Consider the following 16,204-nt stretch of genomic DNA (forward strand, 5'->3'; position numbering starts at 1 on the left):
CATGCTCATCGCCGAAGATCTGCTGCTGCTCGTGCTCGACGACGAGAAGGGCACGCTCACCTCCTCCTGGGTCCAGCAGGCGCTGGGCGGGGCGATCCTCACCGAGCTCGTCCTGACGGGTTCGGTCCAGGTCGAGCCCAAGTCGGGCTTCACCCCGGCCAAGGCCGTCGTCGTGCCCGGGCGGCGGCCGGACGAGCCGATCCTTGCCGCTGCATACGACTCGCTGGCCGCCAAGCCGCTCGCGGCGAAGAACGCCGTCACCAACCTCGGCAAGGGCCTGCACGAGGCGCTCGCCGCACGGCTGTGCGACCGCAACATCCTCAAGCGTCGCGACGAGAAGATCCTCGGTCTCTTCCCGCGCACGACCTGGCCGGCCGCGGACTCGACCCACGAGAACGCCGTACGCGGTCACCTGGTCGCCGTCCTCATCCAGGGTGCCGCTCCCGACGCACGGACCGGCCCGCTCATCGCCCTCCTCTCCTCCATCGACCTCGCCCACAAGGTGGTCGACACGAGAGCCGTCGGCGCCGGAGCGGTCAAGAAGCGGGCGAAGGAGATCGCCCGCGGCGACTGGGCCGCCAAGGGCGTCAAGGACGCGATGGACGAGGTGACCGCGGTCATGACCGCGGTGATGGTCGCCACCACCGTCACCACGACGACCACCTGACAAACCAGAGGATCGCAGCCGCGGAGGGGCTGCGATCCTCGGGTTCGTGCGAGACGTCAGGCGAAGAACGCCCGCAGGTCGGCGGCGACGTCATCGGGGCGCTCCAGCGCGGCGAAGTGGCCGCCCTCCGGGAACTCCGACCAGTGCTGGATGTTGGCGTTGTCCCGCTCGGCCAGCGACCTGATGGTCTGGAAGTCGTCCTTGAAGACGGCGACCCCGATCCTGCCCTGGGAGACCTCCGGCTCGCGCTCGGCGTGAGCCTCCTCGTAGTGGTAGCGCGCCGCCGAGGCGTACGAGTTGGTGAGCCAGTAGTACGTCGCCTGCTCGATGACCTGCTCGGGGGTGACCAGCGACGTGCCGTTGCCGAAGGACTCGAAGAGCTCGCTGTAGGCCAGCGTCCCCACGGGTGAGTCGGCCAGCGCGGCGCCGATGGTCTGCGGGCGGGAGCCGTTCATGGCGTTGTAGCCCCCGACCGACTGGAACCACTGCATGTGCTCGAGCGCCGCGTACTCCTTCGGCCCGAAGCCCTCGAACTCGCTCGGGTCGCCCGACGGGAACGAGAAGAGCTGCAGCACGTGGGCGCCGAGGAAGCCCTCCGGGTTCAGCAGTGCCAGCTCGCGCCCGATCATCGCGCCGCCGTCGCTGCCGTGCACCCCGTAGGAGTCGTAACCGAGCCTGCGCATGAGCACGTCGTACGCCTCAGCCGCCCGCTTCATCGTCCAGCCGGTGTCGACCACCGGCGTCGAGAGCCCGAAGCCCGGCAGCTCCGGGATCACCAGGTGGAACTCGTCCGTCAAGGACTCGACCATCGGCAGGAACTCCAGGAACGAGCCCGGGTAGGTGTGGGCGAGCAGGAGCGCCTTGGCGTCGGGGTTCGCGGAAGGTACGTGGACGAAGTGGATGACCTGGCCGTCGATCTCGGTCAGGTGGTTGGGGACCGCGTTGATGCGCGCCTCGACCGCCCGCCAGTCGAAGCTCTTCCAGCGCTCGACCATGTCGGTGAGGTACGCCGTCGGGGTGCCGTAGTCCCAGGAGTCGCCGGGCACGCTCGGCGCGAAGCGGGTGCGCTCGAGGCGGGTCTGGAGGTCGTCGAGGTCGGCCTGCGGGAACTCGACGGTGACGGTGCTGATCTCTGCCTTGGACTTGGCACTGCTTCCGGTGCTGACCTGCGTGTTCATGGCTTCTCCTTGGTGGTTTCCGACCTTGTGAGACCCACGCTATGAAGGGTTCCGGCAAGGCTGGTTCCGCAATTCGCTCGCCTGCGCAACTTTCTTGCCGCAGTCTGTGAACCGTGCTGGAAACCTCCGCGAGGCTGCTCGCGCTCCTCGGCCTGCTGCAGTCCTCGGCCGGCTGGACCGGCGCCGACCTGGCCACCCGGCTCGACGTCTCCGAGCGCACCGTGCGCAACGACATGACCAAGCTGCGCGAGCTCGGCTATCCGGTGGAGTCGGTACGCGGACCGGGTGGGCGCTACCGCCTCGGCTCCGGCGGAAAGCTTCCGCCGCTGCTGCTGGACGACGAGGAGGCCCTCGCGGTCGCCGTCGGGCTGCGTGCGGCGACGGGCATCACCGGTGTCGCGGAGACCAGTGCCAGGGCTCTGGGCAAGCTCGAGCAGGTGCTGCCCGACCACCTGCGTCGCAAGCTGGCTGCAGTGGTCGATGCGATGGACGCCGGCCCCGTCAACACCGACAGCAACGTCCCCGACCCGGACGTCGACGCGGGCACCCTGCAGGCGCTGGCCACCGCGATCCGGGACCATGTCGGCGTACGCGCCGACTACCGCGACGAGCCCATCGAGGTCGAGCCCTACCGGCTGATCGCCTGGCAGCGCCGCTGGTATCTCGTCGCTCGCGACCCCCGTGCCGACGCCTGGCTGCCGCTGCGCGTCGACTGGCTGCGTCTCAAGATCCCCGGCGGGCGCCCGTTCCGTCCGAGCGACCCCTCCTTCGACCTCACCGAGTTCGTCGTACGCGAGGTCGCCCGCACCGGCTGGGCCGTCCACGCCCGCCTGATCATCGCCGCCTCCGCCGAGGAGGTCATCTCCCGCATCAACCCCGCCGTCGGCACCGTCGAGCCGATCGCCCCCGACCGCAGCGTCCTGGTCACCGGCGGTGACAGCCTCGAGGTCGTGGCCGTCTGGATCGGCATGCTCGGCCTCGACTTCACCGTCGAGTCACCCCCAGAGCTCCGCGACCACCTCAAGATCCTGGCGAACCGCTACGCAGCAGCCGTCGACCTCCCGAACCTGGCCAGGTAGTGCCAGACCCGTTTGACCGACTGTGGGTCATAGTCGCCCGACCGCGCGGCGTCGCCGAGAAGATCAGGCGTGAGTACGTCGCCGAGTGACTGCGCCAGGTCGACGTGCTCCTGCCCGCGGTAGCCCGGATCGAGACCTGCGCTGGAGACGCGGAAGCCCGGATGCCACTCCACCGCGCAGCCGAGCTCCCGCGCCGCTGCCTCGACCTTCGTCCCCCGGAAACTGGGGTCGAGCACCACTGCCTCGGCGTCGCGCTCGATCACGACGCCGCCGTGAACGTGTGCCTCGACGCATTCGTCGAGATCGTCGAACCCCGATGCGTCGGCCATCGCCGACAGCTGCGGCAGCATCTCAGGGCCACCGAAGTCCGTCGGTTCGAGGACCGAGTCGGGGAAACAGAAGGTGCACCGCTCCAACACCTCTGGACGGAGTCGGAGATGAGCCGACCCGAACCGGATGGCGCCACCGTAGGGGTCGTCGCGACGGTTCCACGCGCCATAGACCGGCCGATCGGCGGCAGGCGCATGGTCGTAGCAGCTGCCGAACAGACGGCTCTCCCACCGCCACCGGTCCCCACCCGGATGCGCGGTCAGCCCACCGTTCGACGTCCCGGTCTCGAACTGCGACCGATACGCCCCGTCCCGCGCCATCGACTCGATCACCAGCCCACCGGCGTACGGCCAGTCGGGGTGGAACTGAAGCGTGATGCTCATCAGGCGCGGCTCAGCTGGCGACAGCCTCGACGAACGCGCGTACGAGGGGGTGTACCGGGGCGCCGGCGAGGGCGCCGATGTGGGGCTGGAACATGCTGGTGACGTAGAACGGGTGGTCCGGGAACTCCAGGACCTCCGCGCCGGCGTCGTCCGCGGTGGCGCCGACGACGACACCGATCTTCTCCAGCGTCGCCACGGCCTCGGCTGTGGGCGCGTAGTTGCAGAAGTGCGTGCCGACGAACGGCTCCGGCTGCCAGCCCGCGAAGCGGGTGCCGGGGACCGGGGTCACCAGCCGCTCCTCGCCGTAGAGCGAACAGGCCAGCGCGGCGACCGCGTTGTCCTCGCCCGCGCCGTCGGACTCGGCATGGGTCGCCGTGGAGCCGAGCACGTTGCGCGTCCACTCCAGCACCGCGTACTGCATCCCACCGCACACCCCGAGGAACGGGATCCCCCGCTCCCGCACGACCGTGAGCGCAGCGAGAACCGCGGCGTCATCGGCATAGGGCGAACCGGGCACGAGCCAGACCCCCTGGTAGGTCGAGATCTCGAACCCGGAGTCGGTCGGCACCCACTCCGTCTCGACCCCGAGCTCAGCCAGCTGCGGCCGAAGCGCGTTGAGCTCCTGATGGCTACGGTGCCCCCGGTCGTCGCCGAGCAGTGCGATCATGCGCCGAATCCTCGCAGCCCCGCACAGCCTGATCCAACGATTTCCGCCCTGGTGGACTAAGTCGGACTAACCTAGACTGGTCTCATGACGACGCAGGTCAACATTCACGAGGCGAAGACGCATCTGTCTCGCTTGGTCGATCAGGCCGAGCACGGCGAGACGGTGATCATCGCGCGCGCAGGAAAGCCCGTCGTCCAGATCACGGCCCTTCCGCACTCTAAGGTCCGGCTCGGTGGCCTCCGTGGCATGTTCTCGCTGCCGAGCGACGACGAGTGGGAAGCTATGGACGAGGAGATCAGGGGCATGTTCGATCCGGAGCTCGAGATCCAGACGAACCGCGACTGATGTTGCTCGATACCAACGTCCTGATTCGGATGACAGCGTTCCCGGACACGTTGGGGCCTGTGGCGTGGGACCTCATCGAAGGCGGTCCGGTCTATGCGTCATCTATCTCCCACTTCGAGATCACGATGAAGAGGATGCTCGGCAAGCTGGATGCACCGGACGATCTCGTCCGGCTCTTCGGCGATCAGGGCATCACCCCGCTTCCGTTCACGGAACGGCACGCGGCACGCGTGACCAAGTTCGAGGCGTTGAGCAAGCACGACCCATTCGACCGGATCCTGGTCGCTCAGGCCGCGGCGGAGGGACTCGAATTCATGACGTCCGACCGCATCCTGCTAGGGCTCGGCTACGACTGGATCGTGGACGCACGCAAGTAGGTCGAAGTCCGCAGCCACTGGGTGGCTGCGGACTTCGATCCAGCTCACTCCTGCGGCTTGATGCCCAGGCGGTCGAGCTCCTCGTCGATGATCGCGGTGTCCAGCTTCTGGAAGACCGGGGTGGGCTTGGCGACCGGCGTGCCGACGACGATCGGGTGGCGCTGCCACGCGGGAGCGCCGGCGTAGTCGCCGGTGATGATCGGGTAGGCCTTGCCGGTGTCGAGGTCCTCGGCCTCCTCGATGCGTGGCATCGGGGCGACGGCCCCCTTCCCGCCGAGCGCCTTGTCGATCTCGTTGGCGGAGAACGGCAGGAACGGGGACAGGATCAGGTTGAGGTCCGCGACGCACTGCGCCATCACGTGCAGCACGGTGCCGAGGCGCTCGCGGTCCTCAGGGGCCTTGGCCAGCTTCCACGGCTCCAGGTCGGTGACGTACTTGTTGACCTCGCCGACCGCGCGCATCGCCTCGCCGATCGCCTGCTTCTGCCGGTGACGACCGATCAGGTCGCCCACGGTGCCGAACGCGGCGCCGACGGTGTCCAGGATCGCCTGGTCCGCCTCGGTCAGCGTGCCGGCGGCGGGCAGCTCGCCGAAGTTCTTCGCGATCAGGGTGGCGGTGCGGTTGACCAGGTTGCCCCAGCCGGCGACGAGCTCGTCGTTCGTACGCCGCACGAACTCCGCCCAGGTGAAGTCGGAGTCGTTCGACTCGGGGCCGGCGGCGGCCACGAAGTAGCGGAACGCGTCGGGCTGGTAGCGCGAGAGGAGGTCGCGTACGTAGATCACGATCTTCTTCGAGGAGGAGAACTTCTTGCCCTCCATCGTCAGGTATTCGCTGGAGACGACCTCGGTCGGCAGGTTCAGCGCGCCGTACGAGCCGGTCTCGCCGCCCTTCGATCCCTGACCGTTGTAGGCGATCAGCTCGGCCGGCCAGATCTGGGCGTGGAAGACGATGTTGTCCTTGCCCATGAAGTAGTAGGAGAGCGAATCGGGCGAGTTCCACCACTGTCGCCACGCCTCCGGATCACCGGAGCGACGGGCCCACTCGATCGAGGCGGACAGGTAGCCGATGACCGCGTCGAACCAGACGTACATCCGCTTGGTCGGGTTGTCGCGCCAGCCGTCCAGAGGCACCTTGATGCCCCAGTCGATGTCGCGGGTCATCGCCCGCGGGCGGATCTCCTTGAGGATGTTCTGGCTGAACCGGATGACGTTGGGACGCCACAGACCGGTCTGCTCCCGCTCGTCGAGGAACTCGTGCAGCGCGTCGGCCAGCGCCGGCAGATCGAGGAAGAAGTGCTGGGTCTCGACGAACTCCGGGGTCTCCCCGTTGATCTTCGAGACCGGGTTGATCAGCTGGTCCGGGTCGAGCTGGTTGCCACAGTTGTCGCACTGGTCGCCACGGGCACCGTCGGCTCCGCAGATCGGGCAGGTGCCCTCGATGTAACGGTCGGGCAGGGTCCGCCCGGTCGACGGCGAGATCGCGCCCTTCGAGGTCTGCTCGATGAAGTAGCCGTTGTTGTAGACCCCGAGGAACAGCTCCTGCACCACGGAGTGGTGGTTGGCCGCCGTGGTGCGGGTGTAGAGGTCGTACGTCAGGCCGAGCGAGACCAGGTCCTCGACGATGATCCGGTGGTTCTTGTCGACGAGCTCCTGGGGCGTCACCCCGGCCTCGTCGGCGGCGATCAGGATCGGGGTGCCGTGCTCGTCGGAGCCGGAGACCATGAGCACGTCGTGGCCCGCCATCCGCATGTACCGACTGAAGACGTCGGAGGGCACGCCGAAACCGGCGACATGGCCGATGTGGCGCGGGCCGTTGGCATACGGCCAGGCGACTGCGGACAGAACTTTGCTCATGGCTCCATCCTAGGGAGCCTGCGTCACCGGGGCTCTATCGACACCGGGTCACGGGTTGAACATCTGGTCCCGCTGGTGGGCGTACTTCCTGATCCACGGCAGCCACTTGGCGAGCTGGGCACCAGGGCAGGAGGTCTCGTTGGTGTGGAAGTGGCCGTCGATGACCCAGACCCGGACCCGGCGCCCGGCCGGGAACCGGTCGCTGCCCTTCGAGACCGTCACCAGCTTGCCGCGCGCGTCGCGGCCGGCCATGTCGAGCTTCCAGGCCGCCATCCGCTCGGTCTTGATGAGGGCGTCGTTCGAGGGACGCGTGTTCTCGAAGTTCCCGATCAGGGCGATGCCCATCGACTGGTGGTTGAAGCCGCGCGTGTGGGCGCCCTTGACCAACCGGTCGATGCCGCCGGAGCGGCCCTCCCAGGCGCGACCGTACTTATCGATGAGGAAGTTGTAGGCGATGTCGAACCACCCCAGTGACCTGGTGTGATAGCTGTAGATGCCGCGGATGATCCCCGGCACGTCGCCCTTGGCGTAGCTGTTGCTCGTCGCGGTGTGGTGGATGTGGACCTGCTTCAGCGCGGTGTTGTATTCCGGGCGGCCGTTGCGCCAGGAGTTGTTGGCGCCCCACTGCGTCCGGGTGAAGATCGTCGGCTTCGGCGCCCACCGCGGACGCGACCGCGCCACCCGGCCGGTGGCTCCGCTCTCGTTCTCGGCGCTTCCGCTCTGCCCATTCTTGGCCCGGTCGTCGGCCTCCTTCTTCGGAGCCTTGACGTCCTCCTGCGGTCCGGTGTTGATCAGGGTCAGCCTCAGGTCCTTGGGCTGCGCACCCTCGACCCGCACCTGTACGCCGCTGGCCCGACCGGTCCACACCGGCTGCGTGCCCCGCCGCTCGACCTTGCCGCGAGCCGCGACAGCGCCCTCGGCGCCGTCGGGCAGATCCTCCTGCAGCGGCAGCACCTGCCACTCACGCAACTGGTCCGACTTGCTCACCCGCACCTCGACCTGGGGCGTCTCGGCGCCCGTCCAGGAGACCCCGACCATCGAGAACGTCGTCGTACGCAGCTTCTCGGTCGAGGCCGCACCACCCGACCGCTCGGTCAGCCTCGGCGGAAGCTTCACGTCACGAGTCGCGATGCCGTCCTCGAGACGGGGCAGCTTGATCAGCTGGCCGTCCTCGGCGGCTGCCGGTTCGATCCCTGGGACGATTCCGGTGCCGATGGCAGGCACCAGCATCGACGCGCCGATGACGGCAGCGGTCAGGGTCACGGTGAAGACGCGGGGGAAGCTGGCCATACCCCTGATTTTGGTCAGTCAAGGCCCCGACATGCCGCAAACGCATGTGTTCGGAGTGTCGCTTGAGGCCTCTGTGACTAGCGAGACGAGGCTGGCGCGAACGGCACCGGCCGTCCGGCGTACGCCGCGAGGTGCTCAAAAGCCCCCGACCCCTCCGGCGCCGAGAGGGCGTTGGCGAAGGCCCGCCCCTTGCGCTCCGGGCCGAGGATCCGGTCCATCGCGACGACCGCCCGCTGAGCGACCGCCTCGTCCAGGCCGTCGGTCGGGCGGCCGAGCGCCACGCACAGGTCCCAGGTGTGGATCGCGATCTCGGCCGACTGCCAGTCGGGGTCGACCATCATCATGTCGTCGGCACCGACCTCGCGCCACAGGTTGATCAGCGCGTTGCCCCTGGTGCGGAGCTCCTCGCCCAGGTTGACCGCGTAGTCCTCGTGACCGTTCCATCCCGGCGGCGTGCCCTGGAGCATCGTCACGAAGACCCGGGGCTGGGCGATCATGTGGTTGGCCAGCTTGCGCAGATCCCACTCGGGGCACGGCGTCGGCCGGGTGAGGTCGTCCGCCGTGACGGTGTCGAGAAGCTCTGCTGCCTGCGTCAAGGCCCGCTGCAGCGCGAGCACTCCCATCTGGTCAACCACGCGACCATCGTCTCAGGCGAGCCTGCGTCCCGCGAAAGCAGCCAGCCGCTCGTAGGGCCCGGCGCCTTCGGGCGCCTCCACCTCGGCGTCGAACGCGCCACCGCGCATCTCGGGCTTCAGGCTCGCCTTCATGAAGCCCAAGCCGACCTCGGCCACCTCGGGATCGAGCTCGGTGGCGGGGACGTCGAGCGCCTGCGCGAGGTCCCAGGAGTGGGTGGCGTACTCGGCGACGAGCAGGCCGACCGGCACGGTCGCGCCGCCCTCCCCGCCGCCGGTGCCGGGACCCTGTCCCCACGCGCGCAAGACCTCGTCGGCACTGGCCCTGAACGCCTGCCCCCACGCCTCCCTGACGTGCGGCGTCGGCGCGCCCCAGTCGGGCTCTCCGCCGCGGATCATGGTGACGAAGTTGGTCCCGTCGGCGATCACGTGGTCGGCCAGCGCACCGACATCCCACTGCTCGCACGGCGTCGCCCGCGAGACCGTCCCGGCGTTCACCCGGCCGAACAGGCCGCCGGTCTGGTCCAGAGCCCGCGCGAGAACTGCTGCCTCGTCTGTAGTAGCCATGCCACCAACGTACGTCTTCGGGTCTGACCCGTCACCGCCAGATACTCGCCTACCCCATGTTCTCGAAGTCGATCTGCTGGCGCGGTTTCGGCGCGACGATCTCCGTGGGCTCATCGAAGGCGCTGAAGGTCACGTCGGCCGCCTCCTCGCCGGTGTTGGACACCTTGACCACGTAGTGGGGCTCCTCGGCCTGGACGTAGATCGTGCCCTGCTCGCTGCTGCGGTCCTCGAGCTTGATCACGGGCTGCCCGTCGACCTGGTCCTTCGACTTCTTGATCGTCAGACCCTCGATGGTGCTGGGGACCAGGAGCTCGAGGAACTCGCCGGAGAGCTCGTCCCAGTCGCACAGTGCGGTGAGGTCACCGATGTCGTCACCACCGGCGACCCACTTCTTCCCCACCATCGCGAGCACCGCGTCGGCGTCGCCACCGGCGTTGGCCTCCCAGAACGCCCGGTCGGCCTTGAACCAGGCCTTGCCGTCGACGACGAGCAGCGTCATCTCCCCGTCGGGAGTGCCGATGGTGCCGGTGCAGTCGCCCGCCGTCGAGACGGTCATGTCGATCTTCATCTCCTCGCCACCGTCGATCCCGGTCCCCGAGAGGTGGACGGACTTCAGCGAGCTCATCGACGCCTTCGCGTCGGCGAGGATCTTCTTAGGGGACTCGTCGGCGTACGACTTGTCCTTGCCCGAGGATGCAGTGCCTCCGCAGGCGGTCAAGCCGCCCAGCAGAGCAGCCAGCGACAGGGTAAGTCCCAGCCGGCGGCGCAATCCGTTCAGAGTCATGTGCGATGGTCCCACCACCCGGAACCACCCGCGACCTCATATCCGGCTCAGCTGAAGTCGAGGTCGTGGACCCGGGCGCGCTTGAGTTCGTAGACGTAGGGGTAGGCGGTGATCAGCTGGAACCCGTCCCAGAGCTTGCCGGCCTCCTCGCCCTTGGGCGCCTTGGAGATGACCGGGCCGAAGAAGGCCGACCCGTTCATCGCGATCGTCGGGGTGCCGACGTCGTTGCCGACCTGGTCCATCCCCTCGTGGTGGGACTTCGCGATCGCCTCGTCGAAGGACTCGTCGTCCATCGCGTCAGCCAGCTCGACGGGCAGCCCGACCGACGTCAGCGCCTCCTCGATCAGCGCCCGGTCGAAGTCCCGCCCCTCGACGTGGCGGCGGGTGCCGAGCGCGGTGTAGATCTCGGCCAGCTTCTCCTGCCCGTACTCGTTCTGCACCGCCATGCAGACCCGCACCGGCCCCCACGCGGTCTTCAGCATCTCGCGGTAGTCGTCCGGGATGTCCTTGTCCTGGTTGAGGTACGCCAGGCTCATGATGTGCCACGTCACCTCGACGTCACGCACCTTCTCGACCTCGAGGATCCAGCGCGAGGTGATCCAGGCGAACGGACAGGCAGGGTCGAACCAGAAGTCGGCGGAGGTCTTCTCGGACGGCGTGACGGGAGTGGTCTGTGTCATATCGACACTCAACCACTCCCGCCCCGGATCTGTTCCGTTCAGTTGACGGCGGTGAAGTCACCTCCGCTTGCCCAGTAGGCGACCTCGTCGCCGCTGTAGGCGGCGGTGACGGCGTACTCGCCCGCGGGCAGCTTGACGAAGGTGACCCCTGCTGTCCCGTTGCCGAGCTGCTTGGTGACCGTACGTCCGCCGTTGGTCGTGATCTTGACCGACCCCGTGGGTACGTAGCCCGGCGCGGTGACCTTGACGACCACATCGGCCTCTCGGGAGCCTCCGGTCGCGGTGACCTTGACGGTCGGCTTCACCCGGACGCGGCCGCTGGGGCCGTACGTCTCGGACACGGTCTCCCCGCTGCGGGAGCGGGCGACCACGGTGACGCTGAGCCGGCGACCGACGTCGGAGGCTGTCGGGCGGTACTTCTCCGTCGTCGCCCCGGAGATCGGCGTGCCTTCACGCGTCCACTGGTAGGAGACGTCCACGGCCTCGCTGAAGGTGCCAGGGTTGACCTGCATCAGGCCGCCGAGGCGGGTGCCACCCTTCACGTAGCCGGCCGCGGTCTGGGTCAGCGACCCGGTCGGCGGCTCCGGCTCCGTGGGCTGTTGCGGAGCCTTGCCGCCGCCGACGAGAGAGGTGGCGAAGGCGTAGGAGTGCTTCGGCTTGTAGCCGGTCTGGACACCCACGACGACCGCGCCGATCCTCTTCCCTGAGGCCGCTGCAGGCACCTTCAGGAACCGGGACTTGCTGCGTGCGATCAGCACCTTGTCGGCGTACCACCTGACCTCGCCGATCTTGGCCGATGGTTCATAGTCGGCTCCGCCGACGGAGACCGTCGAACCGACCTTCTGGGTGCCGCCGATCTTCGGCTGCTTCAGCACCTTGAACGTGCCCTGCCTGATCGGCGGCAGGATCTCGCTCATCGTCTTGGCAGAGCTGTAGTCGTCGCGGGTGCCGGTGAGCACGGCCGCGATCTGCTTGCCGGCGAGGTGGCCGGGGATGCGGAAGGTCTTGTTGGTCGCACCCGGGATCGGCTTCTTGTCGACGATCCACTGGTAGCGGATCTTGTTCGGGTTGGGGCTCCACGAGCCGGTGTTGACGGTGACCGCCTTGCCGACCTGCGCGGTCCCCTCGACCGTGGGCGCCTTGGTGACCGAGAGACGCTTGTCGTTGAAGTGGATGAACCCGGTCGGGTAGTTCGTCGAGCCCTTGGTGATCCGGCGCCAGCTGAGGTCGCTGCCGTAGTTGGACTCCGAGATCGTGATCGAGCTCGAGCCGACCCGTTCGACGATCGCGACGTGCCCGAAGCGGCTCGCGCTCGGGTGCGAGGAGTGCCACCAGGCGACCGACCCGACGGTCGGCGTCCGGTTGGTCAGCCTGCTCAACGCCACGCCCCAGTTGGTCGCGTTGCCTTCGCCAGACCAAGGGCGAGCGTTCGGCAGGCCGGTCTGGATCAGCTTGTACGCGACGTAGTTGGTGCAGTTCCTACCGGCGTACATCCGCCAGTACATGTTCCCCCAGGCTTTCTCGTAGCCAGCGGTGGAGTAGCCCTTGCTGCGACAGTCCGAGAAGCCGGAGCAGAGCGTGATGGAGCCCGCGTGCGCCGGTGAAGCCAGCTTGGGGATGACTTGCACACCGAGGCCCACGAGCAGCAGAACCGCGCCGGTGACCAATGTCCGACGCAGCGCCCCGCCAGGCTTCCCCACCTGGCGCGACTCTTGTGAATACTGAGGTTTCTGTGACTTAAGGGGCACATGAGCACCCTAGGGAAAGTTGTCAACCATTGATACCGGTGTGTCGGAATTACAACACTGTATTTTTACTTTCCACGCTCAGTGACACCCAAGAACGGTCAACAAACGCGATATAGATGTCTCGAAATCCGGGCAGAATGAGAGGATCCAGGCATGCCTGGAACCAATCTCACGCGTGCCGAAGCCACCGCTAGAGCCGCCCTCCTCGACGTCCTCTCGTACGACATCGATCTCGACCTCACCACAGGTGCTGAGACCTTCGGCTCGACGACGACGATCACCTTCACCGCCACCGAGGCGGGCACCTCCACCTTCGCCGACCTCGTCGGCGCGACCGTCCACGAGATCACCCTCAACGGCGTCGCGCTCGACCCCGCGGTGGCATACCAGGATTCTCGGATTCAGCTCGACGGCCTCGCGGCCGAGAACGTGCTGGTCGTCAAGGCCGACTGCACCTACTCCCACACCGGCGAGGGCCTGCACCGCTTCGTCGACCCCGCCGACGACCGCGTCTACCTCTACTCCCAGTTCGAGGTCCCCGACGCCCGCCGCGTCTACACCACCTTCGAGCAGCCCGACCTCAAGTCCGTCTTCACCTTCCACGTGACCGCTCCCGAGGGCTGGAAGGTCGTCTCCAACGCGCCGACCCCCGAGCCGAAGCCGCTCGGGGTCTCGACAGGCTCGACCACCGTTGCACGCTGGGACTTCGAGCCCACCAAGAAGATGTCGACCTACATCACCGCACTGATCGCCGGTGAGTACCACGAGGTCCAGGACGTCTACGAGGGCAAGTTCGGCACCATCCCGCTGGGCCACTTCTGCCGCCAGTCCCTGGTCCCCCACCTCGACCGCGACGAGCTCGTGAAGATCACCAAGCAGGGCTTCGAGTTCTTCGAGGACGCCTTCGACTTCCCCTACCCCTTCGGGAAGTACGACCAGCTCTACGTGCCGGAATACAACATGGGAGCGATGGAGAACGCCGGCGCCGTGACGCTGCGCGACGAGTACCTGCCGCGCTCCAAGCAGCCGCGCTCCTTCTACGACTTCCGCGCCTCGGTGATCCTCCACGAGATGGCGCACATGTGGTTCGGCGACCTGGTGACCATGAAGTGGTGGGACGACCTCTGGCTCAACGAGTCGTTCGCCGAGTGGGCCTGCTACCACGCCCAGGCCAACGCGACCGAGTTCACCGACGCCTGGACCGGCTTCACCAACGCGCGCAAGCAGACCGGCTACCGCCAGGACCAGCTGCCCACGACCCACCCGATCGCTGCGGACAACTACGACCTGCAGGCCGTCGAGGTCAACTTCGACATGATCACGTACGCGAAGGGCGCCTCCGTCCTGAAGCAGCTCGTGGCGTGGGTCGGGCTGGAGCCGTTCCTGGACGGGCTGAAGGCCTACTTCAAGGAGTTCGCCTACGGGAACTCCGAGTTCAAGGACCTGCTGCGCCACCTCGAGGCCGCCTCCGGGCGTGAGCTCCAGGGCTGGGCCCAGGAGTGGCTGCAGACCGCCGGGGTCAACACCCTCACCCCCGAGTTCACCCTCGCCGAGGACGGCTCCTACGCCTCCTTCGCCGTCCGTCAGAGTGCCGCTGCGGACTACCCGACGCTCCGTCGCCACCGCATCGGCCTCGGCCTCTACGACCTGGTCGATGGCGCGCTGGTCCGCCGCGACGCGTTCGAGATCGACGTCACCGGCGAGCTCACCGACGTGCCGAAGCTGGCCGGGGTCAAGCAGCCCGACCTGCTGCTGCTGAACGAGGGCGACCTCACGTACGCCAAGATCCGGCTCGACGAGCGCTCGCTCGCCACCGCGCTGTCCTCGCTGTCCGCGCTGGACGACTCGCTCTCGCGCGCGCTGATCTGGGGTGCCGCGTGGGACATGACCCGCGACGCCGAGATGCGCGCGACCGACTTCGTCGAGCTCGTGCTCGCCAACATCGGCCGGGAGACCGACGCCTGGGGCGTCACCCGGATCCCGGTCTTCGCCGCCCAGGCGGTGGGCTCGTTCTCTGCCCCGGCCAACCGCGACGCTCTCAAGGCGCGCTGGGAGACCGGGCTCAAGAGCCTGCTCGAGGCCGCTGCCCCGGGCAGCGACCACCAGCTGACCTTCGCCCGGACGTACGCCGCCGCAGCCCGCTCCGAGGGCGCGATCGCCGACCTCAAGGGTCTGCTCTCCGGCGACCTGGCCTTCGACGGTCTCGACATCGACCAGGACCTGCGCTGGGCGCTCGTCACCGGCCTGGCCGCCTCGGGCACCTTCGGTGAGGCCGAGATCGACGCCGAGCTCGAGCGCGACAACACCATCTCCGGCAAGGAGAAGGCCGCTGCTGCCCGTGCCGCGCAGCCGACCGCCGCCGCCAAGGAGGCCGCGTGGGAGTCGGTCGTCGTCCGCACCGACGTCGCCAACGAGACCGCCCGCTCGATCGTGCTCTCGTTCCAGCGCAGCGGCCAGGACGAGGTGCTCGCGCCCTTCGTCGACCGCTACTTCGAGGCCGCCGACACCCTCTGGGACCACCTCGGCACCCACCGCGCCTCGACGGTGCTGGAGTTCATCTTCCCGAAGCCGGCCGCCTCCCCCGAGCTCCTGGAGAAGGCCGACAAGTGGCTGGAGACCTCCCCCGCTGAGCCTGCCGCCAAGCGGTACGTCCGCGAGGGACGTGACGAGGTCGCCCGCGCCCTCGCCGCGCAGGAGCGCGACGCGCAGTAACGCACCACCGGGCCGAGTCGGCTCGTCCTGACCAAAGATCCCGCCGAGTCGGCTCGTCATGACGAGCCGACTCGGCGGGGTTTTACGTCAGGAAGAGCCGACTCGACCGGTCGCGAGTCGACGAAAATCGTTCGCCCGCACAGGGGGTCGACCTGGCAGGGTGGCTTCACCATCGACCATGCCGGGAGAAGCCGTGAGCCTGAACTTCGACGTCGCCCCCGCAGAAGCCAGCTGGATCGTCGCCGGCCTCCCGGGCTTTCCTGACGAGGCCATCTGGCGCAGGGTGCTGTTCGGCCCGGACGGGTTCGAGGCGTACGCGAGGGTGCTGGCGCTGCCGGATCCTGTCCGTCCCGGGCAGTCGGAGAACGACGCCGAGGAGCTCAGCACCGAACTCTCCGACGACGAGATGATCAGCCGCGTCGTCGACCGGATGACGGGCTCCGACGACGGCGTGGAGCTCCTGTTCCTCCTCTGGGAGGGATGGCCGTATCGCCCGACGCTCGCGCCCAGAAGGTGGATCGACCTTGCCGGCATCCGGCGGTACGCCCTCGCCCGCGGGACGCTTCGCGACTGGCTGACCTGGGCGGATTCCGGTGACGAGCGTGGGTTCGCTCCGGGCTTCGTGTGGGCGGCGGACCAGAGCTGGTGCGTCGCGTACGACACGGACCCGCACTTCGCAGGGGTCGGCGGATCCGCCGAGGCGATCGACCGGCTACTCCGGGATCCGGAGCTGACCACCGTGGCCCAGCCAGCGGGAGCGGGACTCCCGCCGATGTACGAATGAGCTCAGAAAACGACGAACGGAAGGGGAGATCTCCCCTTCCACTAACAACTTTATAGCGCATATGGGGGCTTGCCGCAAGGCCCCCGGATTGGGGCACAATCTCCTTCTCGAACAGGTAAAGTGCCTGT

The 16,204-nt window shown here is 68.0% G+C and carries 16 protein-coding genes; 6 read left to right on the forward strand and 10 right to left on the reverse strand.

Translation table 11 applies throughout. From position 1 onward, the window contains the following. Position 1: 1 nt before the first annotated feature. Positions 2 to 667, forward strand: coding sequence for a GOLPH3/VPS74 family protein (locus tag IEY84_RS00770; protein ID WP_183541297.1), 666 nt, complete (start codon positions 2 to 4; stop codon positions 665 to 667). Between the two features lie 56 nt (positions 668 to 723). On the opposite strand, the gene IEY84_RS00775 is transcribed toward IEY84_RS00770, so the two are convergent. Beyond that, on the reverse strand, positions 724 to 1,845 hold the full coding sequence (locus IEY84_RS00775; protein ID WP_183541299.1) for an epoxide hydrolase family protein: 1,122 nt from the start codon (positions 1,843 to 1,845) through the stop codon (positions 724 to 726). A 113-nt stretch (positions 1,846 to 1,958) separates the two neighbouring features. Between IEY84_RS00775 and IEY84_RS00780 the strand changes: the two genes are divergently transcribed. Beyond that, the gene (locus IEY84_RS00780; protein WP_183541302.1) at positions 1,959 to 2,924 is read left to right on the forward strand and encodes a helix-turn-helix transcriptional regulator; all 966 of its coding nucleotides are present in this window, start codon (positions 1,959 to 1,961) and stop codon (positions 2,922 to 2,924) included. On the opposite strand, the gene IEY84_RS00785 is transcribed toward IEY84_RS00780, so the two are convergent. Next, positions 2,885 to 3,637, reverse strand: a complete 753-nt coding sequence (locus IEY84_RS00785; protein WP_183541306.1) for a DUF3626 domain-containing protein — start codon at positions 3,635 to 3,637, stop codon at positions 2,885 to 2,887. The genes IEY84_RS00780 and IEY84_RS00785 overlap by 40 nt on opposite strands. Positions 3,638 to 3,647: 10 nt before the next feature. Beyond that, on the reverse strand, positions 3,648 to 4,304 hold the full coding sequence (locus IEY84_RS00790; RefSeq protein ID WP_183541309.1) for a glutamine amidotransferase-related protein: 657 nt from the start codon (positions 4,302 to 4,304) through the stop codon (positions 3,648 to 3,650). Positions 4,305 to 4,388: 84 nt separating this feature from the next. On the opposite strand from IEY84_RS00790, the gene IEY84_RS00795 reads away from it, so the two are divergent. Together IEY84_RS00795 and IEY84_RS00800 are read left to right on the forward strand one after the other, a co-directional pair. Then, positions 4,389 to 4,649 (forward strand): type II toxin-antitoxin system Phd/YefM family antitoxin, encoded by a 261-nt coding sequence (locus IEY84_RS00795; RefSeq protein WP_183541313.1) that lies wholly within the window; start codon positions 4,389 to 4,391, stop codon positions 4,647 to 4,649. Beyond that, entirely contained in the window at positions 4,649 to 5,026 is a 378-nt protein-coding gene (locus IEY84_RS00800; protein ID WP_189129283.1) for a type II toxin-antitoxin system VapC family toxin, read from the forward strand. Before IEY84_RS00795 ends, IEY84_RS00800 begins: the two co-directional genes overlap by 1 nt. 44 nt (positions 5,027 to 5,070) lie before the next feature. Here the strand turns inward: IEY84_RS00800 and metG are convergent, their stop codons facing one another. The 7 genes from metG to IEY84_RS00835 form a co-directional block, all read right to left on the reverse strand. Beyond that, on the reverse strand, positions 5,071 to 6,879 hold the full coding sequence (metG, locus tag IEY84_RS00805) for a methionine--tRNA ligase (RefSeq protein WP_183541320.1): 1,809 nt from the start codon (positions 6,877 to 6,879) through the stop codon (positions 5,071 to 5,073). Between the two features lie 48 nt (positions 6,880 to 6,927). Continuing rightward, complete coding sequence (locus IEY84_RS00810) at positions 6,928 to 8,169, reverse strand: peptidoglycan recognition protein family protein (RefSeq protein WP_183541323.1); 1,242 nt, start codon at positions 8,167 to 8,169, stop codon at positions 6,928 to 6,930. A gap of 77 nt (positions 8,170 to 8,246) precedes the next feature. Continuing rightward, a complete protein-coding gene (locus IEY84_RS00815; RefSeq protein ID WP_229788197.1) occupies positions 8,247 to 8,804 on the reverse strand; it encodes a TIGR03086 family metal-binding protein in 558 nt (185 codons plus the stop codon). A gap of 12 nt (positions 8,805 to 8,816) precedes the next feature. Beyond that, positions 8,817 to 9,368: a TIGR03086 family metal-binding protein gene (locus IEY84_RS00820; protein ID WP_229788198.1), complete on the reverse strand. Its 552-nt coding sequence runs from the start codon at positions 9,366 to 9,368 to the stop codon at positions 8,817 to 8,819. A 49-nt stretch (positions 9,369 to 9,417) separates the two neighbouring features. After that, the gene (locus tag IEY84_RS00825) at positions 9,418 to 10,152 is read right to left on the reverse strand and encodes a LolA-like protein (RefSeq protein WP_183541327.1); all 735 of its coding nucleotides are present in this window, start codon (positions 10,150 to 10,152) and stop codon (positions 9,418 to 9,420) included. Positions 10,153 to 10,199: 47 nt separating this feature from the next. After that, complete coding sequence (locus IEY84_RS00830) at positions 10,200 to 10,832, reverse strand: mycothiol-dependent nitroreductase Rv2466c family protein (protein WP_183541329.1); 633 nt, start codon at positions 10,830 to 10,832, stop codon at positions 10,200 to 10,202. A 38-nt stretch (positions 10,833 to 10,870) separates the two neighbouring features. Then, positions 10,871 to 12,532 (reverse strand): CHAP domain-containing protein, encoded by a 1,662-nt coding sequence (locus IEY84_RS00835; RefSeq protein ID WP_183541331.1) that lies wholly within the window; start codon positions 12,530 to 12,532, stop codon positions 10,871 to 10,873. Between the two features lie 201 nt (positions 12,533 to 12,733). Between IEY84_RS00835 and pepN the strand changes: the two genes are divergently transcribed. Beyond that, positions 12,734 to 15,292 carry an aminopeptidase N gene (pepN, locus tag IEY84_RS00840; RefSeq protein WP_183541333.1) on the forward strand — a complete coding sequence of 853 codons (2,559 nt, stop codon included), beginning with the start codon at positions 12,734 to 12,736 and terminating at the stop codon, positions 15,290 to 15,292. A gap of 193 nt (positions 15,293 to 15,485) precedes the next feature. Continuing rightward, positions 15,486 to 16,076, forward strand: a complete 591-nt coding sequence (locus IEY84_RS00845; protein ID WP_183541335.1) for a hypothetical protein — start codon at positions 15,486 to 15,488, stop codon at positions 16,074 to 16,076. Positions 16,077 to 16,204 lie beyond the last annotated feature (128 nt).

This window comes from Nocardioides albus (assembly GCF_014648255.1).
Taxonomy (GTDB): domain Bacteria; phylum Actinomycetota; class Actinomycetes; order Propionibacteriales; family Nocardioidaceae; genus Nocardioides; species Nocardioides albus.

Coding starts and splice junctions, on each gene's coding strand:
- IEY84_RS00795 (WP_183541313.1), top strand. CDS start 4,389: ATGACGACGCAGGTCAACATTCACGAGGCGAAGACGCATCTGTCTCGC.
- IEY84_RS00770 (WP_183541297.1), top strand. CDS start 2: ATGCTCATCGCCGAAGATCTGCTGCTGCTCGTGCTCGACGACGAGAAG.
- IEY84_RS00830 (WP_183541329.1), bottom strand. CDS start 10,832: ATGACACAGACCACTCCCGTCACGCCGTCCGAGAAGACCTCCGCCGAC.
- IEY84_RS00800 (WP_189129283.1), top strand. CDS start 4,649: ATGTTGCTCGATACCAACGTCCTGATTCGGATGACAGCGTTCCCGGAC.
- IEY84_RS00785 (WP_183541306.1), bottom strand. CDS start 3,637: ATGAGCATCACGCTTCAGTTCCACCCCGACTGGCCGTACGCCGGTGGG.
- IEY84_RS00820 (WP_229788198.1), bottom strand. CDS start 9,368: ATGGCTACTACAGACGAGGCAGCAGTTCTCGCGCGGGCTCTGGACCAG.
- IEY84_RS00825 (WP_183541327.1), bottom strand. CDS start 10,152: ATGACTCTGAACGGATTGCGCCGCCGGCTGGGACTTACCCTGTCGCTG.
- metG (WP_183541320.1), bottom strand. CDS start 6,879: ATGAGCAAAGTTCTGTCCGCAGTCGCCTGGCCGTATGCCAACGGCCCG.
- IEY84_RS00775 (WP_183541299.1), bottom strand. CDS start 1,845: ATGAACACGCAGGTCAGCACCGGAAGCAGTGCCAAGTCCAAGGCAGAG.
- pepN (WP_183541333.1), top strand. CDS start 12,734: ATGCCTGGAACCAATCTCACGCGTGCCGAAGCCACCGCTAGAGCCGCC.
- IEY84_RS00810 (WP_183541323.1), bottom strand. CDS start 8,169: ATGGCCAGCTTCCCCCGCGTCTTCACCGTGACCCTGACCGCTGCCGTC.
- IEY84_RS00790 (WP_183541309.1), bottom strand. CDS start 4,304: ATGATCGCACTGCTCGGCGACGACCGGGGGCACCGTAGCCATCAGGAG.